Raw genomic sequence first — 22925 nt, 5'->3', positions numbered from 1 at the left:
AATAAGCGCCCTAATATCAAGTCTCATTTTCGCTTCAATTATTTCTACTTTTNGCGGTACAATAAAATTTTCGCAGAAGACAATGTATCTTCTGGGTTTGCCTACCGAAGATTGAATTGTACTTTGCAACCTGCTCACTAGCATGCAGAAACCAGGGATTGCGCGCCATGAATGTTAATGATCGAAAATTCATCTTTCATGATCTGCAAAAANTCGAAGGTTATATTGATCCTCCAGACGCTCTTGTTTNCACGTCATTGCTCCACGCCCAGCAGAAGAAGGCTTTCGAGGGGGGCGTTGCCGAAATCGGAGTTTTCTACGGCCGCTCTTATTTCCTCATGCGTAAAGCTGTCGGCAATGATGGCCGCGTGCTTGCAGTGGATATGTTCGATCTCGATGACTCCGACGGTGTTTGCCGCCAGTACGAACGCTTTCTGGATAACGGCATCCGACTCAATCTTGCGGTTGACGAAAGTCTGGTCATTAAGGGTGACAGCACGAAACTCGACTCCAAGGACGTGCTGGAGAAGATAGGCAAGGTGCGGTTTTTCAGCATCGATGGTGGCCATATGCTGCATCACGTCATGTCAGACAGCAAACTGGCGATGGACGTCTTGGCCGACCATGGCGTGATTGCGTTCGATGATACGTTCAATCCGCAATGGCCTGAAGTCACGGTCGGCGTAGCGGATTTTTTGCGCGAGAAAGGCGATAGCTTCAGCGCCTTCTGCATGACGAAATACAAGACCTATGTTTGCCGGCGTGAATACCATGATTTTTACGAGAGGGTTGTTCTGCAGTCGCCTGAATTGCTGGCTTTCGACCATGTCGAAACCGAGTTCCTGGGTTCGAAAGTCACGCGGCTGCACAATCCCATGGGACGCCGGATGATCTATGAATTGATGCTGCGTTCCGGCCTCACAAATTTTTCGGAACGAATCTATCGCTGATCTGTTTCCAGAGTGAAAAATACGCAGGTTATTTTATAACGCGTGTGTGAAGTGCACGCGCTTGAAACGTGAGTTTCCAATACATATTTGTTACGTGGGTTCGTGCGGGGTCGGAGTTCGACACGCAATTTTGGTTTGCCTGCGAAGGGAGCCAGCCTGGAACATAGATAAGGGGGTGCTTTATGGCCCGCAATAGTTTGCCTTCAATTACTGCCGGTGAAGCCGGTCTGAACCGATATCTCGATGAGATACGCAAGTTTCCCATGCTTGAGCCGCAAGAGGAATACATGCTTGGCAAGCGTTACGCCGAACATGGAGACCGCGATGCAGCTCACAAATTGGTGACGAGCCATTTGCGCCTCGTGGCGAAAATCGCCATGGGATATCGCGGTTACGGTTTGCCGATCGGCGAAGTCGTATCCGAGGGCAATGTGGGCCTGATGCAGGCGGTCAAGAAATTCGACCCCGAGCGTGGCTTCCGCCTTGCGACCTATGCCATGTGGTGGATCAAAGCCTCGATTCAGGAGTACATCCTGCGATCCTGGTCGCTGGTGAAGATGGGAACGACCGCCAACCAGAAACGCCTGTTCTTCAACCTCCGTCGCCTGAAGGGTAAANTCCAGGCTATCGAGGATGGCGATCTGAAGCCCGAACACGTGACGGAGATCGCCACCAAGCTTCAGGTGTCCGAGGAAGAGGTCATCTCCATGAACCGTCGCCTGCACGGTGACGCTTCGCTGAACGCGCCTATCAAGGCTGCGGAAGGTGAGGCGGGACAATGGCAGGATTGGCTTGTGGATGACCACGAGAGCCAGGAGACCGTGCTTATTCAGCAGGACGAGCTGGAAACACGCCGCCGCATGCTTTCCAGAGCTATGGGCGTTCTGAACGACCGTGAGCGTCGTATTTTTGAAGCGCGCCGTCTGTCCGAAGACCCGGTGACGCTGGAAGATTTGTCCACGGAGTTCGACATCAGCCGCGAACGTGTCCGCCAGATTGAAGTCCGTGCGTTCGAAAAGGTTCAAGAGGCTGTCCAGAAGGACGCACTTGAAACTGCGAAATCCCTGCGCGTTGTAGACGCGTAAACGAACCGGTTTTGATAAGTAAAAAGCCCCGGATGTTTCCATCCGGGGCTTTTTTGTTGGTCAATAGAAACCTTACTGTCCGGTGGCGGGCGCCGCGGCACTCCACTCGCGCAATGCGGTTTCGAAAGCAGGCTTGCCATCCGCACCCTTCTGCAGGGTCAACAGAGCGCGGCGACCGTTGCGGTAGGACACGGGAATGTCGATCCAGTCACGGGTCCGCATCAGCTCGAGGTTCGTCTTAAGTGCATCCGGAAAATCATTGAGTGCGATCATGTGGAAATCGTCGGTGATCTTCGCTGGGACGGCAATGAGAGCGTTACCGCGATCCTGCTCCGTGCTCTTCATCGCGATTCGCTGCACGCTGTCGATTGCGCCGCCTTCGAAACCGGGACCGACAGAGAAGACGATCTCGACCAGATGGCTGGCGGGCAGGGACGGGTCCGTGTTGCGCTTGAAGGTGATCAACGCGCTGAGGCCGCGGCCGGGAATAGTGATCTGGCCCTGAACGGTTGGCGAAGGCTTGCCGTTAGCATCCGCTTCGTTTTGAAGCGACCAGGATACCGTTCCTTCAATTGCTGTCGGCACGGTCTGGCCGAGCACTTCTTCATAGAGGAACATGCGGTGGCCGGAAGCGGCAGCCGCTTGCTGCTGCGCGGGTGTAGCCTGACCCGCCGGGGTGGCGGTCGTTGTCGGAGGCGTCGTTTGCGCCGTTGCTGGCGGTGCCTCTTCGTTCTGGACGTAAACGGACTGACCCTCAGCCGTTACGGGCTGGCCGTTGGCACCGGGTCCGGCGCCTTCGTCTTTTTCCGTGCCATCAGCCAGAAGACGTTGGGTAAACTTCGTGCCTGTGACCGAGCCGTCATCGACCGCAGCCGTTTGCGTCGGCGTGTTCGTAGGCTGTCCGTTCGTGGTGGGCTGTGCGGGTGTGGTTGCAGCGGGCGCGGAGGCGGGGGTAGATTCGGTTCCAGACGGTGTCGAGGCGGTGGTGCCGGTCTTTGCAGACTGCACGAGGCCACCCACCATATCATTCAGTGTATCGCGGTTGACCCACAGTGCGTAGGCACCGCCAGCCAATAGCACGAAGCCGCAAAGCGACAGAACGAGTGCCGCATAATTACGGCGTGGCTTTTTCTTCGTGCGGTAGGCCGCAGCTGGAATACCATCAGCAGCCAGACCGGAATCGTAATCGCTCTTGCCGGAATTGGTGGTTGAGTTACCGGACGTACCATCATAGCCGATCAGCTCTTCCAGATCGTCCCAAGGTGTCCGTTCCTTATCATCCTTCTGGCCGGCCTGTAGGGCGAAGGGATCGTTATCTGCGCGGGNAAGGCCAGGACTCGTCTTGGGAGGCAGGTCGAGAGCCGTGTCCTGGAAATAGGTCGAGTAGTCCTCGACAACCGCTGGCGACTGTTTTGCAGCGTTGGCTTTAGGCTCCAGCTTATCATAGTCATCATCAGAGAAAACCGGTGCTTCGCCGAAACGGACATCGTCATTGCGACGCTCATCCTTCGGCTGCTCGGCGGCTACATCCTGATAATAGGGTGAGGGAGCAGCGTAGCTTGCGGTGTAGGGCAGTGGTGTGTTTTCGTGGAAAACATCGTTCTCCGCATGGCGCACAGGCTCTTCGTGCAGATTGTCGGAAGCCTCGTAAACGGGCGCATCGTCGAGATTGTCCTGCCCAACCCAGTTCTGGTGAGCATGCTCCTCTTCAGCAACCGTCTCAGGCTCAACGGACGCAACAGGTTCCGGCGCATAGCGCGGCTCTTCTGTGGCGGTCGTGAAATATGTTTGTGTTTCTGGCTCTGGCGTAGCGTTCGCATAAGCATAGTCTGCCTCGACAGKCTCAGGTGCGACCGGCTCTTCTTCAACATAACGCTCAGCCGCGACGACTGGCTCATCATGATAGGTCGGATAGTCAGGCAGATGCTTTTCTTCGAGCCGTTCGGTCTGCACCGGCTCGGGTGCAACGGTTTCTTCGTCATAGCGCCGTTGCTCGTCCGCAACCGTTTCCTCGTAATAGGGTGAGGAAACATCGGGTTGTGCAGCAATGACGGTAGCCGCGGGCACTGCCTCGACGTAGTCATCTTCTTCATCGATGGCCGGCAGTGCCTCGGAATACTCGCCTTCAACCTCGGAAATGGCCGTATCCAGCTTGAGGATTTGCCGCTTCAGCAGCTCTTCCGGCGGGCGCGGCTTCATGTTTNCCAATTGGCGCACGACGGCGCTACGCGCTTTGTCGTACACCTTAGCCCGGTTTTCGGGAGTATTGTTCGCCAAGCCATCCACGGCTTTGCGAATGACTGCTACAAAATCCGCCATAAGCACTTTCTCGTCGAGGCCAATGACGTCCTGGCCCGATATGGTTTATGAAACTCAATCATCGAAGACATTAGTCTTCAAATGGATCAGTCACAAGTATGGTGTCATCCCGCTCAGGGCTGGTGGAAAGAAGCGCAACCGGTGCACCAATCAATTCCTCGACCTGACGGACATATTTAATAGCTTGAGCAGGTAAATCCGCCCATTTACGGGCACCGACGGTGGATTCTTTCCAGCCTTCAAGTGTCACGTATATTGGCTCGACGCGCGCCTGAGCACCCTGGCTTGCCGGAAGATGGTCGATTTCCTGTCCGTCAAGCTTATAGCCGACGCAAATTTTCAGCTCTTCGAGACCATCCAGAACGTCAAGCTTTGTCAGCGCGATGCCGGTGATGCCGTTGGTTGCGACAGACTGGCGAACCAGCGCTGCATCGAACCAGCCACAGCGGCGCTTGCGGCCCGTGACGGTGCCGAATTCATGACCCTTTTCGCCCAGGAACTGGCCGACTTCATCGTGCAGTTCTGTCGGGAAGGGGCCTTCGCCGACGCGTGTCGTATAAGCCTTGGTGATGCCAAGGATATAGCCGAGGGAACCTGGACCCATGCCGGAACCGGCTGCTGCCTGTCCTGCAACGGTGTTGGACGACGTGACATAGGGATATGTGCCGTGGTCGATATCGAGCAGCGAGCCTTGCGCGCCTTCAAACAGAATACGCGCGCCAGCGCGGCGTTTCTTGTCAAGCAAGAGCCATACGGTTTCGCTAAACGGAAGAATCTGGTCGGCAACCGATGTCAGTTCTTCCATGATCGTTTCATGGCTGACTTCGGCAGCACCGAAACCGCGGCGGAGAGCATTGTGGTGCGTCAGGATGCGGTCAACCTTGGCCGACAGCGCTTCCTTGTCTTCGAGGTCCATGACGCGGATTGCGCGACGGCCGACCTTGTCTTCATAGGCAGGGCCAATGCCGCGGCGGGTCGTGCCGATCTTGGTGCCGCTGTTGGAGGCTGCGTCTTCGCGCATGCCATCCAGTTCACGGTGCAGGGAAAGAATGAGCGTTGCGTTATCAGCAATGCGCAGGTTCTCAGGCGTGACCTTTACGCCCTGAACGTCAAGACGGCCGATTTCGGCAATCAACGCATGCGGATCAACGACGACACCGTTGCCGATAACGGCAAGCTTGCCTGGGCGCACCACACCGGAGGGCAAAAGCGACAGCTTGTAGCTGACGCCATCGATAACAAGCGTATGACCTGCATTGTGACCACCCTGATAGCGCACGACAACGTCAGCGCGCTCGGACAGCCAATCTACGATCTTACCCTTGCCTTCATCGCCCCACTGCGAGCCGACCACCACGACATTCGTCATTTCTTGCTTTCCTGCTCCTGGCGCCAATGAAGGCCCCTAACTCAAACCCGCGAATGTATACTGCGTTGTTTTGCGGAAAGCGACCCCGTTTATGTGGCGAATCCTTGTTTTTCCGGGACAATTCAGACCGGTAGCCTTTTATTGAGCTTCATCTGCGCTTGCGCGAGACGAATCGGCAGTGCAAAAAAGCTGCGGGTCTTCATCTGAAAGTCAAAAATTCCGTGTCATCCAAAGCGTATCTCGTGCTGATCATCGCCACACTGTGCTGGGGTGGAAATGCCGTGGCGGGAAAGCTGGCCGTCGGGCATGTCAGCCCCATGGTCCTTACATTTCTCAGATGGGCCATCGCGGTGACCGTGATCGTTGCCATATCGATGCCGCAACTGGTTCGCGATTGGCCAATCGTCAAAAAACGTCTGCCGTATTTCCTGGTTTTGGGCGCTGTGGGCTATACCTGTTTCAACGCGGCGCTCTACACGGCGCTGCGATACACATCCGCTATCAATGTCGCGGTCATTCAGGCTGGCATTCCGATGGTCATTTTCGCCTTCAACTTTGCACTGTTCAGGACACGTATTTCCGTCGGACAGGTCATTGGCTTCGTGCTGACGATGGTCGGTATCGGGATGCTTGCCTCACAGGGCAACCTGATGTCTCTTATTCATCTCGATATGAACATTGGTGATGCCATCATGCTGCTCGCCGTCCTTTCCTACGCGATCTACACCGTCATGTTGCGCTGGAAGCCGCAGGTCAACTGGCGCACTCTCATGGCTATTCCAGCCATAGCGGCGTTGATTTCTTCTGTCCCTCTCGTGTTATGGGAGGTTTCGCGAGACGCGGCAGTCTGGCCGGATTCCAAGGGTTGGTTGATTACAGTCTATACCGCGCTGTTCGCATCGCTCGTCGCGCAGATACTCTTCATTCTGGGCGTGGAGCGTATCGGGCCCAATCGCGCCGGCCTTTTCATCAACCTCATTCCGGTCTTCGGCACGTTTCTCTCCGTGCTCATTCTCGGCGAAACATTGCATCCCTACCAGATCATCGCGCTGCTGTTGACGCTTAGCGGCATTGCGGTGGCCGAAAGAAAAAANCCGCCGCTTCCTTGAGGAAACGGCGGCAAGTCAGTCATGAACTTTGAATGTCGAGGGTTACTTTGCGGCCTGCCTCTGGTCGAAGCCACTGAAATAGTGATCGAGCGTCGTGATAGCGTCCTGTCTTGAAACGTCGATTTTGTCTGCGCTGCTCAAGGGTGAGACTGAGGCGACAACGTCGCGCTCGATAGTCCCAAATTCGCGGGCGAAACCGCCCGGGCCTGCTGCGTCTGCATGGGTCGAAACGGATGCGATAACGGCTCCGCAGATGGCGGCTGCAAAGAGTTTCTTGAACATGGTCGTACCCCGTTTTTGCGTCGGCCAGCTTTCTGCCGGTCTTTTCCGCGTTGTTCTGATCGGCGTCAGATGTTTCATCCGGGCCAGTGATCACGACAATACAGGGCAGTCTTTTCGGGGGATTTAAGCCGATAGCTACAATTTTATCAGTCTTTATTTTTAATGCGATCTATATCGATTTTTTNCGGAACGCGCCAAAACACTTAGTTTTTCTGCTGGGTCAAAGCGTCGTGGGCAAGGATTGCGAGGTTTTTACGCCCGCTTTCGCTCCGCCCATGGGCAATCATCGACGGAAGAGGAGAAGCTTCGCCTTCTTGCGCAGCCGTCAAGGCAATCATCCGGGCCGCAATCTGTGAAATTTCCTTGCGGATCGCTTCGTCGTTGCCGCTGCCTTTGCCGTTCAGCAGTCTTTCGGTCAAGGCCGTGCCCTGATTGCGGATATCCTCGATCTCTCGGGCGATCCTGTCCGGCGTCATCGCCATTACGCCGATTTGTATCGTGGGCTTTGTTACAGCGGCGGGCTCTTCGGTGCTGTCGTCAGTCGAACGTTGCTGCTTGAGGCGGCTAACTTCCTGAGCGCGGCGCTCCAGCAGCATCTCGTTGTCTGCATTTCGGGATGCTTGCGTGGCGAGTTGTTCTTCCAGGCGCGCGATCTTGCGGCTTTCCCGGTTCATATGGTTTGCCGCTTCGCGGTTCTTGGCTGCGGCCTCATCGAGTTCCTTGGTGATGGCTTCACGTTCTTTGCGCCATGTCGCCATTTTGTGCTTGGCTTGTTCCACCTCGATGTCGCGGGCGGACAGTGTAATTTTCAAATCATCCAGTTCACGGGAAATGGTCGTGACGCGCTTGGTGAGGTTGGAAATTTCCTGCGTGCGCGACAATGCGGTCTCTTCGGCATCGTTCAAGGCTGCCTTCAGCCGGNCCGCAGCGTCCTCGTGACGGCGTGCCTTGGCGCGAAGGTCATTGGCCTCAAGCGTCATGGCTTCGAGTTGTGATTTCAGGTCTCGCGTTTCGGCAAGCAACCTGCTGGAATCCGTAACCGCCGTGTCGTTTCTGAATTTCAGAGATAGCGCTTTTTCGCGCTCCGCATCCAGTTCCTGGCGGGTTCGTGCATTTTCAGCCGCATAGAGCGCGCGCGCCATATCCTTTTGCGCCCGGACTTCCTGCGGGCTGATCGGCATCGTCGCGCGAAGCCGTTTTTCCGTGTAGACGACGATGCGACGATGAATGGCCGGTGCCATCAGCGAAACCAGCAGAATGGCAGAGAGAAAACCCAGGCCAAAAAGAAGGGCGTACTCGATCACGCAGCTTGTCTCCACTCGAAAACGCGATGCCGGAACCGACTGGGTTCTCGGCNGCGCGGATTATTCCACAGGCCCGAATTCTTTCACGCCAATCTTGTGCCAGGCCTTATGCTCAAGAGAGCGGGCGAGCACCATGTTACGCCACTTTGCGTCAATTGCGAATCAGAAGGGGTTCCAGGTGGGCTGCTGTGTCAGCTTGAGATAGCCGACATTGATGCCGAGACGTGCGCCGATTCCCGTTCTGATCGGAGCAATCGTGACGTCGCTGTTTTTCAACACGGTCATGCCGACGCCTGCAACGATGAAGGCCGAACCGGATACACCGCCATAACGACGATAAAGCGAATCAACGGAGGGAAGATTATAGACGAGCATCATGGCGCGTGTGCCCTGTCCGCCGTAATCCAGACCAAGCGACGGACCTTGCCAGAAAACGGGGTGTTGGCCGGCGTTCTTGGTATAAAGCTGTCCTTCGCCGTAGGTCAGGCCGGCCACGAACGCGCCAGAACCTTCCTGGCCCAGAATATAGCCGTTGGGCAGGCCGTATTGTTGAAAGGCGCGTTCTACCACTTTCGCAAGCCCGCCGGTCGTTTCGCCAAAAAATCCATGTCCAGCGTCGACAATCTCCTGAAGGGAGTATTGGTCGCTGCTCTGGGCAGAGGCATGCGCAGCAGATACGCAAAGGCTCGCGAGTACCACGAAAATCTTTACCAGTCCGAGGCGTGCGATGGTGCGGAGTTCGGTCAGTCGCATCTTCAATTCCGTCCGTCTGTTTCGTTCGTTTTGCCCTGTTAAGACATTTGGTATTTNGAAACTATGATATTAACAATCGGTTTACCAAATATGGTGTCATTATGGCTTAATAACTTCCACACGGTCCGCGCAGCCTTGCGCAGGAGAGAAATTTATGACGAGCAAACCAAACCTGACGCTGTCTGGAGCCGACCTGGCGGCGCTTCTTTGCAGTCGCGTATGCCATGATGTGATTTCTCCTGTTGGAGCCATCAACAACGGACTTGAGCTGCTGGATGAGGGTGGCTCGGACGCGGATGCTCTCGATCTGATCCGCACATCGGCGGTCAATGCGTCTGTCCGGCTGAAATTCGCCCGCCTCGCTTTCGGTGCATCCGGCTCTGCTGGCGCATCCATCGATACCGGCGAAGCCGAAAAGGCCGCCAAGGATTTCGCTGCCGCCGAAAAGAAAGCCGAAGTGACCTGGAACGGGGCGCGCGCCATTGTACCCAAAANCCGCGTAAAGATGCTTCTCAACCTTTTCCTCGTGGCCTATAGCGCCATTCCACGCGGCGGTAACATTGATGTGACCGTGGAAANCCCGGAAACGGATGCCAAGTTCGAAATCACAGTCAAGGGCCGCATGATGCGCCTGCCGGCGAAGTTCGTGGCCCTATCCGAAGGCACGGAAGAAGAAGACGTCGATGCGCATTCCGTGCAGCCTTATTATACGCTTCTGATGGCCCGTGATGCGGGTATGATGATCGAATACGTAGTCCACGAAGACCGCATCGTGTTCACGGCGACGACTGTAGAAACCGCTTGATTCGCCACCTTCATTGGGTACATGTCGGGCTGCCTTTTGGCGGCCCCTTTTGTTGTTCAGAACACGTGCATCAGCTGATCGTTCGGCGCATGATCTCGTTAAGATAGGCCTTGTCGACGATGCGAAAATGCGTCGTGCCGACGCGCTTAAAATCATTGCCGAGATAGAAGTTGATGGCGTCTGCGTTTTCGGAATTCACCGCCAGCCATACCGCGTCGATCCCTAACGCTGCGCATTGCGCTAAGCCCTCGCTTAAAAGACCTTTTCCAATGCCGTCTTCATTCTCCGAGACGATGATTCGTTCGTTATCGCTTGTGATGATCGCTTCCAGCTTGGTCGTGGTGAACTCGGACAAGGCGTAATCGGCGAAGAAGCCGTTCACGCCCTTGCGCAAATAGGTCCCGATCCAAACCTCTATCGAGATCGCCGCAAGGCTTGAGGCATCTGACGCTTTAGCATGTCTGAAANGCATGGTGTCGCTCTGCATTAACTCTCCGGTGCCGAAACACTTGGCCGTTAAAGCAAAAAANCCGCCGGATGAAGGGCGGTTTTTTNGTTTGCGGGCATGCTTGGGAGACTATCAGGCTGTTTCGAGAAATTCAGCCGCGCTATCGGGCTCGCGCAGAACGTAACCACGGCCCCAGACGGTTTCGATGTAGTTTGCGCCGCCTGCGGCATTTGCCAGCTTCTTGCGCAGTTTGCAGATGAAAACGTCGATGATCTTCAGTTCAGGCTCATCCATACCGCCGTAGAGGTGGTTGAGGAACATTTCCTTGGTGAGCGTGGTGCCTTTGCGGAGCGAAAGCAGCTCCAGCATCTGGTATTCCTTGCCCGTCAGGTGAACGCGCTGACCGCCGACTTCCACCGTCTTTGCGTCCAGATTGACGATGAGTTCGCCGGTCGAGATGACCGATTGGGCGTGGCCCTTGGAACGGCGTACAATAGCATGAATACGAGCAACAAGTTCGTCCTTGTGGAACGGCTTTGTCATATAGTCGTCTGCGCCGAAGCCCAGACCGCGTACCTTGTCTTCGATGCCGGCCATACCAGACAAAATCAAGATCGGTGTCTTGACCTTGGAAAGGCGAAGCGTTCTCAAAACCTCGTAGCCCGACATATCGGGGAGGTTAAGATCGAGCAGAATGATGTCGTAATCGTAGAGCTTTCCAAGGTCCACGCCTTCCTCGCCGAGGTCGGTCGTATAGACGTTGAAACTTTCAGACTTCAACATCAGCTCAATGCTCTGAGCTGTTGCGCTGTCGTCTTCGATCAGTAGAACCCGCATAATTATCCCCTTTGCCGCCGCGGAAGGTAAATGATTGCCCTTTGCGCGATGCGGATCCAGTCGTTGCCTGATTTGCAGGCTGCCACCAAATGGTTAACAAATTCTAATTACCTTTGGCAAGGTGTGTAGAATTTATTAAATACTGGCTCCAGTCTGCTGTTATTCAACGTGAATCTGCATCACCAAACTTGAATCGTAACGTGAACAAATCCCGCTAAGTGATTCAATCGACTCTTACATTGTCGTGCCCGTTTTTTCGGACTTGGCGTTTACCGACCTTTAAATGATCTGCCTTATCATTAACGATGCCCGTAAACGAAAGGTTAACGACGTCGATTTTTTATTAACGTCCGGTAACTTTTCGGAATCATTCCGGCACATGCCGCGATGAAGGGTCGGTTCGAGTTATGACCGGGGTCTCGCTATCCACGGAGTATTGCGTATGAAGTCGCGTGACAGCCTAGTTCGCCTGAAGGAATTTCAGGTCAACGAAAAACGTCGTCAATTGCAGCAATTGCAATCAATGATGTCCGAATTCGAACGAATGGCCAAGGAGTTGGTCCATCAGATTTCTCTGGAGGAGAGCAAATCGGGGATTACAGATCCAACGCATTTCGCCTATCCGACCTTCGCGAAGGCCGCTCGCCAACGCGCGGATAATCTTCAGGTCTCCATTCGCGAACTGAAGATGCAGGAAGAAGCCGCAGAAACGGTCCTGGAAGAAGTACAGGCCGAGTACGAGAGAGCAACTGCTCTCGAAAATCGCGACGTTGCGATTCGCGCTCGCGCCTGAGACACATACGAAGAACGAAACGTCCTCATTGACGGTGGCCAGTGGATCAGGAGGCTGCTTTCAATGGTGTGACGTCATGTCTTGTCGTCGGTAGCAATCGTTAAGATGTGCCCGGCGCAAATTGTTTTTCTATGGCACCGACAAAAACCGCTCGATGTTCGAGCGGTTTTTTNATGCGAGTGATTTGGCGATTGTGATCGGTTACACAATCTCAAACACTTGAAGGTTGGAAATCGATGAGCCACATCGCAAAAACGGTCACGGCACAAAAACTGACCAGAGGCTCTTGTCTTTGCGGGAACGTGCATTGGGAGTTTCGGGGCGAGATACCGGATGCAACAATTTGCAACTGCACCGCGTGCCGTCGCTACGGTGTTCTTTGGGCCTATGAATATGAAGGCCACGGCATTTCGATATATGATCCGCACGCTCAACTCGTTGGATATCAACGGGGATCAAACGTATTGTCTTTTAACTTCTGCAAGACATGCGGCAATCTGGTCTCTTGGCGCCGAACGAAAGCAGAGGAGGATGGCCGCTTGCGGATAGCTGTCAACCTGCGTCTTGCTGAACCTGCCGACGTCGCGGATATCCCGATCGTGCGGTTCGATGGTTTGCACAGCTTTGACGACTTACCGATCGACGGGCGGGCCGTGACAGACTTCTGGTTTTGATCAGCCCGAAAGACCCACAAACAGTCTGCTTTTTCACAGAGCCAGAACAAATCAGCGCCACACATTCCCCATCATCCCGGGGAAAGGTGACGCTTGATATTTGTCGGCGATTTCCCTTTGACGGGAAATCGTAAACTAGTGGCGGTACTGCTGGATGCGCGTTGTGCGCAGGCCAGCAAGGCCGTGGTCACTGATAGAAGACTGCCAGGAGAGGAACTCCTCAACTGTCAGCGTATAACGTTCGCAGGCTTCCTCGAGGCTCAATAATCCTCCTCGTACCGCGGCGACAACCTCTGCCTTTCGACGAATGACCCAGCGGCGCGTATCCGCAGGGGGCAAGTCGGCAATCGTAAGAGGGCTGCCATCGGGGCCGATGACATATTTAACTCGTGGGCGTATCATTTCGGTCATTGGACACTCTACACAAACTCAAGACCATATTTGATGCACTCTAGGGCCGTACCTTTAAAAATTACCTAAGCAACTTGTGAGGATTTGTTAAGAATTTGAATGGTTTCGCCTGATTTGTTCGAGCTTTGCTGGATTCTTGTGCCAAAAAGAAAAAATCATTTTGTCTTTTTTNATGTCAGTTACAGCCAAATAAAGTCATATCGGAATTTCATCATGTTTGCGGGTAGTCGTGATCGGCCCATAATTGGCTCTTCTCTGGCTGCCCCCNTATATTGAAAGTAAAGTTGCCTGCCGTCACCTTTCGTCGTAACGGCAGGCNTGGTGATCAGAGCATCATCAAAGAGACTTCTGTTTNCCCAGGTCCGTAAGCAAGCTGGCAACTGCCGCTATGGGCGAGCGATATGCGGTCATTCGCTTTTAGCGGGACAAGAAAGCTTGCCGATTGCAAGCTGTTGGCAGCGGATGCGGTGCCGTTCAATGCAAATGAGCTTGCCGCTCCGTTGATCCTGATCGTTACCGTATGGCCGGAAGACGAGGAAACTGCCACCGACAAGGTCATGACGTAGATACCAGTTGCCGGGATCAGCAGTTCCTTCAACGCCTCGACAACGACGTTACCAAGCGTAAATCCACCCTGTTGGACAGGAAGATCGGTAAAGCCTGAAATAGAGCCAGCCGCATGCGAAATGTTGCCGGTTGCGCGTCCAGCGCGCACCAAGGGTCGTACGGGCATGGAGACATGCCCGGCGCCCGAGATTGAAAGTGCGGTTGTCCATGACGCGCCATCCGCCGAGGTCTTGATCGAGAAACTGTCATTTCCTACCAGTCCTATTTCCGCGCGTCCGCTCCATCCGGATTGAAACAGTAACGATGCCGTATCGTTGGAGGATGCCTTGTTCACCTTGATCTGGTGCCCGCCGCCAGAGAGGGCGTTGGTGAACAGGCTGGCCTGTGACGAAACGGCCAATCTGTTGACAGTATCCGCTGTGGTGTTTACGCCAAGTTGTAGAAAACGCCCGTTTTCAGGGGGAGGCACGTCTTTCCATACGCCGGTTTGCAGCACTCTTGGGCGCTCGAGTTCCACGAACCAGGCCTGCCAGCCCTCGCGTGGTGATATGTAAATCCAGGCGTCGTCTTGCCGGAATGCCAGTTTCCCGGCCCGGTTTNCCCAATCGTCGGTGGCTGTGGAGCTGATCAGAAAGCAGTCGCCCTCTTCAGGTGTGCCGGGAGGCGTACTGATTTCGCTTTGGACAACCAGTTGCGTGATGGCATCCAGCCTTTGCAGGGCTTCATTATGCGTTACGTGCTTTTGCGCCTGGGACGGCATGATATAGGGCAGTTCAAGTCGTGTTGTCTGTTCGGTCATGGTTCGATCTCCGTTGCAACGAAGAGTGTGCGGCCATGCCTGATGCCGTGGAGAAAAATAGGAAATTATTTTTTGAGCTGCTTTNAGGGTGCCGCACCCCAGGCGATGAAATCAGGGTTGGCAAGCCCGTCGCTATCGCTGTCATCGAGTTCATAGCGTAGGGGCGCACCAGACATATCCAGCGTTATGCCGCCGGCTGCTCTGAGCACGGCATCGCCCGCTGCCGTATCCCACATCATTGTGCGGCTGAAGCGAGGATAAACATCTGCCGCCCCTTCGGCCAGCAGGCAGAATTTTAATGAGGAGCCGATGGATATACTGTCGATCAATCCTCGTTCGGCAACGAAGGCCTCCGTCTTCGGCGTGCAGTGAGAGCGACTGATAACGGCGATCGGAATTGTCGGCTTGGCGCGACAGCGAACCTTGCGCACATCAGTCTGCTCGAACTCATCGGAAATCTGAACCTTGCAGGCGATGTCTCCGTCTCCGGTCCAAAGCACCTTCAGTGCGGGCGCATAGACGACGCCCATTACCGGGGCGCCATTGCGAACCAGAGCGATGTTGACGGTAAAATCCTGTTTGCCGGAAATGAACTCCTTGGTTCCATCCAGAGGATCGACCAGAAAGAATTCGTCACCGGCGTTTGGCACAATGCCGTTGGCCGCGGCTTCTTCCGCGATGACAGGAATGTCTGGGAAATGATGCGCAAGCGCTTCGAGAATAACGTCTTCTGCCCGCTGATCGGCTTCGGTAACGGGGGAGCAATCGTTCTTATATGTGACATGGGGACCTGCGGCATGGACCGACATGATCTCTTTGCCTGCCTTCAAGGTTGCCGCAATCAATATTTCAAGCATCTAAGTCCCTTAGCCGGTCGCCAGATGGATTCTCCAGCAAAGACGACATAAGCCTTCCTTATTTGATTTACAACGCAACCGAATTGCCGCCGGATGATCTGAAACACGCGGGATTTTTGAATGCCAGCTGCTTTTTACGGCAATTGATGCTGAAAATATCACCGTTGTGATCTGTCAGGCAGCAATGCATGAGGAAAATTCAAATTTTGGGCAAANTGACTCGTTTTTGACTTCACATTTCTTCCGAACCCGATATGGGTTTNGGGTAAGGGGGACAAAAANTGCAGCCCCCGGAAGCAACATAAACGAGACCTGTTCCGTTCGAGAGTGGGTCCGGGGGAAAAATATGGAGTACTTCTTCCAGCAGCTCATCAACGGGCTGACTCTTGGCTCGATCTATGGCCTCATCGCTATTGGCTACACGATGGTCTACGGCATTGTCGGCATGATCAACTTTGCCCATGGTGATATCTTCATGCTGGGCGGCTTCGCCGCGTTGATCGTTTTTCTGATTCTGACATCGTTTTTTGCCGGTATTCCCGTCGTCATTCTCCTTTTGGTCATGATGGTTGTGGCAATGCTGATGACCGGTCTGTGGAACTGGGCCATTGAACGGGTGGCCTATCGCCCGCTTCGAGGCTCCTTCCGTCTTGCGCCGCTGATCACGGCGATCGGTATGTCGATTGCGCTGTCGAACTTCATTCAGGTGGCGCAGGGCCCGCGCAACAAGCCGATCCCGTCGCTGGTAACGGACGTCTATCACTTCGGTGCCATCACCATTTCGCTGAAGCAGCTTGTCATTGTGGTCATCACTTCGGTTCTGCTGTTCGCTTTCTGGTATATCGTCAACAAGACGCCGCTTGGCCGTGCGCAACGTGCCACCGAGCAGGACCGCAAGATGGCTGCCCTTCTGGGTGTGGATGTTGACCGCACGATCTCGATCACCTTCGTCATGGGCGCTGCTCTCGCTGCCGTCGCCGGTACAATGTATCTGATGTATTATGGTGTCGCGTCCTTCAACGACGGCTTTATCCCGGGCGTCAAGGCGTTTACCGCAGCCGTTCTTGGCGGCATCGGCTCTCTTCCGGGTGCCGTGCTGGGTGGTTTGCTCATCGGTCTCATCGAGAGCCTTTGGTCTGCCTATTTCTCCATCGCCTACAAGGACGTTGCTGCATTCGGCATCCTTGCATTCGTTCTGATTTTCAAGCCGACTGGTATTCTGGGCCGTCCGGAAGTCGAGAAGGTTTAAGATCATGGCAAATATTACCTCTGAAAAAGACAATTCCGGCCAGAGCGTGATGGCGCATGCGTTGAAGGAGGGCCTTCTTGCGGGTGTCGTCTCGCTGGGAATGTTCGTTCTTTACATCGGCATCGTCACCTATCAGGACATCAACAACCAGTTGATATGGGGTACGCGTTGGGGCCTTCTGGCCATCTTCGTTGCTATTGCCGCCGTTGGCCGTTTCCTCGTCGTCGGCTTCATCAAGCCACATCTGGATAGCCGCAAACTGGCGAAGGCAAAATCCGGCGTTCTGGAAATTTCCGAAGACAAGGGTTTCCTGCGCAAGCATTTCCTCAAGATCGCGCTTGTGTTTCTGCTGATCTATCCTGCAATCGCTGTTGGCCTCTTCGGCTTCCAAGGGTCACTGAAACTCGTCGATAACTTCGGCATTCAGATCCTTATCTACGTCATGCTGGCCTGGGGCCTGAATATCGTGGTTGGCCTCGCTGGCCTGCTCGATCTGGGTTACGTCGCCTTTTACGCGGTTGGTGCTTACTCCTACGCGTTGCTGTCCAGCTATTTCGGCTTGTCGTTCTGGGTGCTGTTGCCCATGGCCGGTATTCTTGCCGCCTTCTGGGGCATCATACTCGGCTTTCCGGTACTGCGTCTGCGCGGTGACTATCTCGCCATCGTCACGCTCGCCTTCGGTGAAATCATCCGCCTTGTTCTTTTGAACTGGACTGAGGTCACCAAGGGAACGTTCGGGATTTCGGGTATCGCCAAGGCATCCGTGTTCGGCATCTGGTCGTTCGATGTCGGCGCGCCGAACAACTTCGCCAAGGTTTTTGGCCTGACGATGTCCTCGTCCTACTACAAGATCTTCCTGTTCTACGTGATCCTACTGCTGTGCATGTTGACGGCTTACGTCACCATCAAGCTGCGCCGCATGCCGATCGGCCGTGCGTGGGAAGCCCTGCGTGAAGACGAAATCGCCTGCCGTTCGCTCGGTATCGATACCGTCAAGACCAAGCTGACGGCGTTTGCGACAGGTGCGATGTTCGGCGGTTTTGCAGGCTCGTTCTTCGCGGCGCGTCAGGGTTTCGTGTCGCCGGAAAGCTTCGTGTTCCTCGAATCCGCTGTCATTCTCGCCATCGTCGTTCTCGGCGGCATGGGCTCGCTTACCGGCATCGCAATTGCAGCTGTCGTCATGGTGGGTGGCACGGAACTGCTTCGTGAAATGGAATTCCTGAAGCACATCTTCGGACCGGATTTCACGCCGGAACTCTACCGAATGCTGCTGTTCGGCCTGGCGATGATCATTGTCATGCTGTTCAANCCGCGCGGTTTNGTCGGCTCGCGTGAGCCCACGGCCTTCCTGAAAGAGCGTAAGTCCGTCTCCGGCAGCTTCACCAAGGAAGGTCACGGCTGATGGCTTCCGGAAATATTGACATGACAAAAGACACGATCCTGAAAGTCGAACACCTGTCCATGAAGTTCGGCGGCCTGATGGCCATCAACGACTTCTCCTTCGAGGCCAAGCGCGGTGAAATCACCGCACTGATCGGTCCGAACGGGGCAGGCAAGACGACCGTCTTCAACTGCATCACCGGCTTCTACAAGCCGACGATGGGTATGATCACAATGCGTCGCAGAACCGGTGAGGAGCATCTTCTCGAGCGTTTGCCGGATTTCGAAATCACCAAAANGGCAAAGGTCGCGCGTACTTTCCAGAACATCCGGCTTTTCTCCGGCCTGACCGTGCTGGAAAACCTGCTGGTTGCCCAACACAACGCGTTGATGAAGGCATCCGGTTACACGTTCCTTGGTCTGCTCGGCATGCCGGTCTACAAAAAGGCTGCGGCGGGTGCGATAGACAAGGCCAAATACTGGCTCGATAAAGCCGATCTGACGGAACGCGCTGACGATCCGGCCGGCGATCTTCCCTATGGTGCGCAACGCCGTCTGGAAATTGCCCGTGCCATGTGCACGGAGCCGGAACTTTTGTGCCTGGATGAACCGGCGGCCGGTCTTAATCCGAAGGAATCTCTGGCGCTCAACAACCTGTTGCGCGGCATCCGTGCCGAGGGGACGTCGCTGCTTCTCATCGAGCACGATATGTCTGTCGTCATGGAAATTTCGGATCACGTCGTGGTTCTGGAGTATGGCCAGAAGATCTCCGATGGCACGCCTGATCATGTGAAGAACGACCCGAAGGTCATCGCCGCCTATCTGGGTGTCGAGGATGATGAAGTGGAAGAAGTGATTGCAGAAGAACTCGGGGGAACGCTTTGATGTCCGGTGAACCCCTTCTCAAAGTCCAGAACGTTGAAACCTATTACGGTAACATTCGCGCATTGGCTGGCGTCGATGTCGAGGTTAACCGCGGCGAGATCGTCAGCCTGATCGGCGCGAACGGTGCGGGAAAATCGACCTTGATGATGACGATCTGCGGCAGCCCGCAGGCGCGCACCGGTTCGGTCATTTTCGATGGTGAAGACATCACCCAGGTGCCGACGCATCTGATTGCTCGCAGGCGTATCGCGCAGTCTCCAGAGGGTCGTCGTATTTTNCCACGCATGACCGTGCTGGAAAATCTTCAGATGGGCGCAAACCTCGATAACCTCAAATACTTCAAAGAGGACGTCGAAAAGATTTTCGTGATGTTCCCGCGCCTGAAGGAACGTCAGAGCCAGCGAGGCGGTACGCTTTCGGGCGGTGAGCAGCAGATGTTGTCCATTGGTCGTGCGCTCATGTCACGACCAAAGCTGCTGTTGCTGGACGAGCCGTCGCTCGGCCTCGCGCCTTTGATCGTCAAGGGCATCTTCGAGGCGATCAAGACGCTTAACAAGGAAGAAGGCCTGACCGTCTTTCTCGTGGAGCAGAACGCTTTTGCAGCCTTGAAGCTGTCCGACCGGGCCTATGTCATGGTCAACGGCAAGGTGACGATGAGCGGTTCCGGCAAGGAGCTTCTGGCAAATCCGGAAGTACGCGCCGCCTATCTCGAAGGCGGTCGTCACTGACGTCTCCTGCGCCTGCAACTGCGGGCGCAGATCATCGGCAAATACCCTCGGGCTTTGTCGATCACAGATAACAATAAAGCCTTCCGATAAACGGTGGGCGCTATACCAAAGGCATGCTCTGCGGCGAAAATGTTTCGGGGCACGGATGGGGAAAAAGATGCAAGGACTTTTTTNCGAAAGTGACATTGGTGTGCGTTATGTTTNGCGCGTGCTGGTCGTCCTTCTTGGGTTCTGGACGGCGTGGCGGGCTGGAAAGTCGGTTGCGGATGGATGGGGCGACTATCCAATGGTCGTCGTTTACGTGCTGCTTTTAGGCGTCGTGATGCGCTTCCTGCACTATTCGCTGTTTGCTGGACCCATGCTCAACGGGTTCTATTACCTGATCGATGTCGTTCTTCTGCTCGTTCTAGCAACGGTTGGTTTCCGCATGCGGCGCACCAGCCAGATGGTCGATAGGTACTATTGGCTGTATGAGCGGACTTCAGCGTTTTCTTATAAGAAGAAAGATTGACAGCGGCGTTTTNCTGAATTCAGAATGCCCGCAAGAGTGGAACAGCCTGAGCAGTTAAGGTGGGTGCTGATCAGGCAAGGATAACCAACCCAACCATGGAACTGGGAGTAATATAATGAAGAAGTCTCTTCTTTCCGCAGTTGCGCTGACCGCAATGGTCGCCTTCAGTGGATCTGCCTGGGCTGACATTCTCGTCGGCGTCGGCGGCCCTCTGACGGGCCCGAATGCGGCTTTTGGTGCACAGCTCCAGAAGGGTGCTGAGCAGGCTGCAGCAGACATCAATGCTGCTGGTGGCATCAACGGCGAACAGATCAAGATCGTGCTTGGCGACGACGTGTCCGATCCCAAGCAGGGCATTTCCGTAGCCAACAAATTCGTTGCTGATGGCGTCAAGTTCGTCGTCGGTCACTTCAACTCCGGCGTTTCCATTCCGGCGTCTGAAGTCTACGCAGAAAATGGCATCCTCGAAATCACGCCTGCTGCGACAAACCCGGTTTTCACCGAACGCGGTCTGTGGAACACCTTCCGTACCTGCGGACGTGATGACCAGCAGGGTGGTATTGCCGGCAAGTATCTGGCTGACAACTTCAAGGACGCCAAAGTCGCCATCATTCATGACAAGACGCCTTACGGTCAGGGTCTTGCCGATGAAACCAAGAAGGCAGCCAACGCAGCTGGCGTCAAAGAAGCCATCTACGAAGGCGTCAACGTTGGCGACAAGGACTTCTCGGCCCTCATCGCCAAGATGAAGGAAGCTGGCGTATCGGTTATCTACTGGGGTGGTCTCCACACCGAAGCCGGTCTCATCATCCGCCAGGCCGCAGACCAGGGTCTGAAGGCCAAGCTCGTTTCCGGTGACGGCATCGTCTCCAACGAACTGGCCTCCATCGCTGGCGACGCTGTTGAAGGTACGCTGAACACATTCGGCCCTGATCCAACCATCAACCCTGCCAACAAGGACCTGGTTGCCAAGTTCAAGGCCGCTGGCTTCAACCCAGAAGCTTACACGCTCTACTCCTACGCCGCTTTGCAGACGATTGCTGCTGCTGCCAAGGACGCCGGCTCGCTTGATCCGGAAGCCGTTGCTGCTGCCATGAAGAAGGGCAAGTTCGCAACAGTTCTCGGCGAACTCTCGTTCGACGAAANGGGTGACCCGAAGCTTCCAGGCTACGTCATGTACGAGTGGAAGAAGGGCCCGGATGGCAAGTACAGCTACTTCCAGCAGGGCATGTAAGTCTTAAGCCACATTTCATCAGAAGCCCGGCAGCGATGCCGGGCTTTTTCGTTTCCAGACGGCATCTGCGGTGATTGCCACAATGGAGACAACAAGGCTGGCGATAACATCTTCATCTGGATATTGCAATTAGGGATAGCAATGAAGACGCGGCGTATTGTAACTGGCTCTGGCATCGTTGCCGTTCTTCTGCTGGCGATCGTGTCGCTCCATCTGTATAGCAACGCTCGTACGACGCAATTGTTCGGCGACATCGTCGCGCGCGTCGAAACGAACAGGCCCGTCGTTGCCCTGACTTTCGACGATGGTCCATCGGTGCGGTTCACGACGGACGTTCTGACGATCCTCAAGGAACGCGACGTGAAAGCGACGTTTTTTCTGATCGGCAAAGAGATGGCTGAAAATCTGCCGCAGGCGCGGCTGATCGCTTATGCGGGCCATGAGATCGGCAACCACTCCTATACCCATTCCAACATGGCGTGGATGGGTCCAGGCAGCGTAAAAGACGAGATAGAGCGGACGGATGCCGCCATACGCAGCGCTGGATATCGTGGTGAAATCCTCTTCCGCCCGCCCTACGGCAAAAAGCTCCTTACATTGCCATGGTATCTTTCGCAGCATGATCGCAAGACAATCATGTGGGACGTGGAGCCAGAATCCTATCCAGAGGTTGCCGGGAATGCCGATGCCATGACGCAATATGTGGTCGATAACGCAAAAGACGGCTCCATCATTCTTCTGCATGTGATGTATCGAAGCCGGGATGTTTCCCGTCAGGCCTTGCCGCATATCATCGATGGTTTGCGGCAACGGGGTTTCGGCTTCGTAACTGCCTCGGAGTTGCTAAAAGATCGCCAGCCCTAAGTGCGTATCAGGTGGAACCTGCTATCGTCTGTAGAATGGTGTCGGCCCGTTCGCTGGTGCTGGATTTCGCGAGAATGATGGTCTCGTAACCGAGCGCGCGGTAGTCGCGCAGCAGACGTTCATATTCCGCGTCTGCTACGGTGAGATCATGTTTGCGTTCATTGTCGGTCACGTAGATTTCGGGCCACGGTGGCGTCATGAACACCAGCGGATTGTAACGGTGTTCGGTCTTCAATTGATACAGCAAGCCGTCGCCGCTTGCATGGTGAAGGGCAGAGGCGGCATCAATCAGGCTTCGGTCGAAAAACACCCAGTCGCGTTCAGGTGCTTGCGCACGATCCTTCAGCGATACCGAGACAGCCAGACGGGCAAAGGCTTCCATATCGATCCATGGAAGGGCAGTGCCTCTTGCGCTCATTTCAGCGGCGACGATCCGGCGGCCCGGTTCTTCGATAGTGGCGTAACCGCGTCGTGCCAGTTCCGCCAGCAACGTGGACTTGCCGCCGCCTGAACAGCCGGAAATGACGACAAGATTATCTGACTTTTTTCTCATGTTATCTCTTGGAAANCATAAAGTTTTNCGGTGTCGATACATTACACCGTATTAATGTTCAGAACGGGAACCGAAAGCGCGATGCAACGTTTCACTGCACTATCAATGAGGTCTTAAAATGAAAACCCTTCTCATCTCGTCCTTGATCGCTGTTTCCTC

Annotated in this window: 23 protein-coding genes; 13 read left to right on the top strand and 10 right to left on the bottom strand. The window is 54.8% G+C overall.

The features are described 5' to 3' along the window. Positions 1-167 precede the first annotated feature (167 nt). Together CUC55_RS21050 and rpoH are read left to right on the top strand one after the other, a co-directional pair. Positions 168-950 carry a class I SAM-dependent methyltransferase gene (locus tag CUC55_RS21050; RefSeq protein WP_103089043.1) on the top strand — a complete coding sequence of 261 codons (783 nt, stop codon included), beginning with the start codon at positions 168-170 and terminating at the stop codon, positions 948-950. A gap of 182 nt (positions 951-1132) precedes the next feature. Continuing rightward, on the top strand, positions 1133-2035 hold the full coding sequence (gene rpoH, locus CUC55_RS21045) for an RNA polymerase sigma factor RpoH (protein ID WP_103089042.1): 903 nt from the start codon (positions 1133-1135) through the stop codon (positions 2033-2035). Positions 2036-2107: 72 nt separating this feature from the next. On the opposite strand, the gene CUC55_RS21040 is transcribed toward rpoH, so the two are convergent. Together CUC55_RS21040 and CUC55_RS21035 are read right to left on the bottom strand one after the other, a co-directional pair. Next, a complete protein-coding gene (locus CUC55_RS21040) occupies positions 2108-4354 on the bottom strand; it encodes a hypothetical protein (protein ID WP_103089041.1) in 2247 nt (748 codons plus the stop codon). Between the two features lie 70 nt (positions 4355-4424). Then, the gene (locus CUC55_RS21035) at positions 4425-5723 is read right to left on the bottom strand and encodes an adenylosuccinate synthase (protein WP_067644474.1); all 1299 of its coding nucleotides are present in this window, start codon (positions 5721-5723) and stop codon (positions 4425-4427) included. A gap of 221 nt (positions 5724-5944) precedes the next feature. Here CUC55_RS21035 and CUC55_RS21030 point away from each other — a divergent pair, with 221 nt between their 5' ends. Beyond that, complete coding sequence (locus tag CUC55_RS21030; RefSeq protein WP_103089223.1) at positions 5945-6832, top strand: DMT family transporter; 888 nt, start codon at positions 5945-5947, stop codon at positions 6830-6832. Between the two features lie 42 nt (positions 6833-6874). Here CUC55_RS21030 and CUC55_RS21025 read toward each other — a convergent pair whose 3' ends face one another. After that, entirely contained in the window at positions 6875-7114 is a 240-nt protein-coding gene (locus CUC55_RS21025; protein ID WP_157940994.1) for a hypothetical protein, read from the bottom strand. A gap of 1466 nt (positions 7115-8580) precedes the next feature. Next, entirely contained in the window at positions 8581-9177 is a 597-nt protein-coding gene (locus CUC55_RS21015) for a DUF1134 domain-containing protein (protein ID WP_067644482.1), read from the bottom strand. Positions 9178-9325: 148 nt separating this feature from the next. On the opposite strand from CUC55_RS21015, the gene chpT reads away from it, so the two are divergent. Next, positions 9326-9976 (top strand): histidine phosphotransferase ChpT, encoded by a 651-nt coding sequence (gene chpT, locus CUC55_RS21010; RefSeq protein WP_103089038.1) that lies wholly within the window; start codon positions 9326-9328, stop codon positions 9974-9976. 70 nt (positions 9977-10046) lie between these two features. Here chpT and CUC55_RS21005 read toward each other — a convergent pair whose 3' ends face one another. Then, on the bottom strand, positions 10047-10448 hold the full coding sequence (locus CUC55_RS21005) for a GNAT family N-acetyltransferase (RefSeq protein WP_103089222.1): 402 nt from the start codon (positions 10446-10448) through the stop codon (positions 10047-10049). 108 nt (positions 10449-10556) lie between these two features. Next, entirely contained in the window at positions 10557-11261 is a 705-nt protein-coding gene (gene ctrA, locus CUC55_RS21000) for a response regulator transcription factor CtrA (RefSeq protein WP_067644491.1), read from the bottom strand. Positions 11262-11703: 442 nt separating this feature from the next. On the opposite strand from ctrA, the gene CUC55_RS20995 reads away from it, so the two are divergent. Beyond that, positions 11704-12054, top strand: a complete 351-nt coding sequence (locus CUC55_RS20995) for a flagellar export protein FliJ (RefSeq protein ID WP_067644494.1) — start codon at positions 11704-11706, stop codon at positions 12052-12054. Between the two features lie 236 nt (positions 12055-12290). Further along, positions 12291-12728, top strand: a complete 438-nt coding sequence (locus CUC55_RS20990; RefSeq protein ID WP_067644497.1) for a GFA family protein — start codon at positions 12291-12293, stop codon at positions 12726-12728. Positions 12729-12863: 135 nt separating this feature from the next. On the opposite strand, the gene sciP is transcribed toward CUC55_RS20990, so the two are convergent. The 3 genes from sciP to cysQ form a co-directional block, all read right to left on the bottom strand. After that, positions 12864-13139, bottom strand: a complete 276-nt coding sequence (gene sciP, locus CUC55_RS20985; protein ID WP_027675777.1) for a CtrA inhibitor SciP — start codon at positions 13137-13139, stop codon at positions 12864-12866. 325 nt (positions 13140-13464) lie between these two features. Beyond that, positions 13465-14466, bottom strand: a complete 1002-nt coding sequence (locus CUC55_RS20980; RefSeq protein ID WP_425352899.1) for a DUF2793 domain-containing protein — start codon at positions 14464-14466, stop codon at positions 13465-13467. 104 nt (positions 14467-14570) lie between these two features. Continuing rightward, complete coding sequence (cysQ, locus tag CUC55_RS20975) at positions 14571-15362, bottom strand: 3'(2'),5'-bisphosphate nucleotidase CysQ (protein WP_103089036.1); 792 nt, start codon at positions 15360-15362, stop codon at positions 14571-14573. Positions 15363-15708: 346 nt separating this feature from the next. Between cysQ and CUC55_RS20970 the strand changes: the two genes are divergently transcribed. From CUC55_RS20970 to CUC55_RS20940, 7 genes are all read left to right on the top strand, one after another. Then, complete coding sequence (locus CUC55_RS20970) at positions 15709-16611, top strand: branched-chain amino acid ABC transporter permease (protein ID WP_067644505.1); 903 nt, start codon at positions 15709-15711, stop codon at positions 16609-16611. 4 nt (positions 16612-16615) lie between these two features. After that, positions 16616-18013, top strand: coding sequence for a high-affinity branched-chain amino acid ABC transporter permease LivM (gene livM, locus CUC55_RS20965; RefSeq protein WP_103089035.1), 1398 nt, complete (start codon positions 16616-16618; stop codon positions 18011-18013). Further along, entirely contained in the window at positions 18013-18876 is an 864-nt protein-coding gene (locus tag CUC55_RS20960) for an ABC transporter ATP-binding protein (protein ID WP_103089034.1), read from the top strand. The genes livM and CUC55_RS20960 overlap by 1 nt, the downstream gene beginning before the upstream one ends. Beyond that, positions 18876-19604 (top strand): ABC transporter ATP-binding protein, encoded by a 729-nt coding sequence (locus CUC55_RS20955; protein ID WP_103089033.1) that lies wholly within the window; start codon positions 18876-18878, stop codon positions 19602-19604. Before CUC55_RS20960 ends, CUC55_RS20955 begins: the two co-directional genes overlap by 1 nt. Positions 19605-19761: 157 nt before the next feature. Further along, positions 19762-20115, top strand: coding sequence for a DUF6867 family protein (locus CUC55_RS20950; RefSeq protein ID WP_103089032.1), 354 nt, complete (start codon positions 19762-19764; stop codon positions 20113-20115). A gap of 115 nt (positions 20116-20230) precedes the next feature. Further along, complete coding sequence (locus CUC55_RS20945; protein ID WP_103089031.1) at positions 20231-21349, top strand: branched-chain amino acid ABC transporter substrate-binding protein; 1119 nt, start codon at positions 20231-20233, stop codon at positions 21347-21349. Positions 21350-21490: 141 nt separating this feature from the next. Next, complete coding sequence (locus CUC55_RS20940; RefSeq protein WP_067644519.1) at positions 21491-22213, top strand: polysaccharide deacetylase family protein; 723 nt, start codon at positions 21491-21493, stop codon at positions 22211-22213. A gap of 7 nt (positions 22214-22220) precedes the next feature. Here the strand turns inward: CUC55_RS20940 and CUC55_RS20935 are convergent, their stop codons facing one another. Further along, positions 22221-22766 (bottom strand): AAA family ATPase, encoded by a 546-nt coding sequence (locus CUC55_RS20935; RefSeq protein WP_067644521.1) that lies wholly within the window; start codon positions 22764-22766, stop codon positions 22221-22223. Positions 22767-22925 lie beyond the last annotated feature (159 nt).

Origin of the sequence: Agrobacterium bohemicum (assembly GCF_002896715.1) — a bacterium.
Taxonomy (GTDB): Bacteria; Pseudomonadota; Alphaproteobacteria; order Rhizobiales; family Rhizobiaceae; genus Agrobacterium; species Agrobacterium bohemicum.
The sequence above is the reverse complement of the archived record's forward strand: the minus strand, read 5'-3'. Positions and strand labels throughout refer to the sequence as shown.

Bases quoted from the DNA above. Each gene is read 5' to 3' on its own strand.
- CUC55_RS20935 (WP_067644521.1), bottom strand. From the start codon at position 22,766: ATGAGAAAAAAGTCAGATAATCTTGTCGTCATTTCCGGCTGTTCAGGC.
- CUC55_RS21025 (WP_157940994.1), bottom strand. From the start codon at position 7,114: ATGTTCAAGAAACTCTTTGCAGCCGCCATCTGCGGAGCCGTTATCGCA.
- ctrA (WP_067644491.1), bottom strand. From the start codon at position 11,261: ATGCGGGTTCTACTGATCGAAGACGACAGCGCAACAGCTCAGAGCATT.
- CUC55_RS20940 (WP_067644519.1), top strand. From the start codon at position 21,491: ATGAAGACGCGGCGTATTGTAACTGGCTCTGGCATCGTTGCCGTTCTT.
- CUC55_RS20990 (WP_067644497.1), top strand. From the start codon at position 12,291: ATGAGCCACATCGCAAAAACGGTCACGGCACAAAAACTGACCAGAGGC.
- CUC55_RS20970 (WP_067644505.1), top strand. From the start codon at position 15,709: ATGGAGTACTTCTTCCAGCAGCTCATCAACGGGCTGACTCTTGGCTCG.
- CUC55_RS21035 (WP_067644474.1), bottom strand. From the start codon at position 5,723: ATGACGAATGTCGTGGTGGTCGGCTCGCAGTGGGGCGATGAAGGCAAG.
- sciP (WP_027675777.1), bottom strand. From the start codon at position 13,139: ATGACCGAAATGATACGCCCACGAGTTAAATATGTCATCGGCCCCGAT.
- CUC55_RS20995 (WP_067644494.1), top strand. From the start codon at position 11,704: ATGAAGTCGCGTGACAGCCTAGTTCGCCTGAAGGAATTTCAGGTCAAC.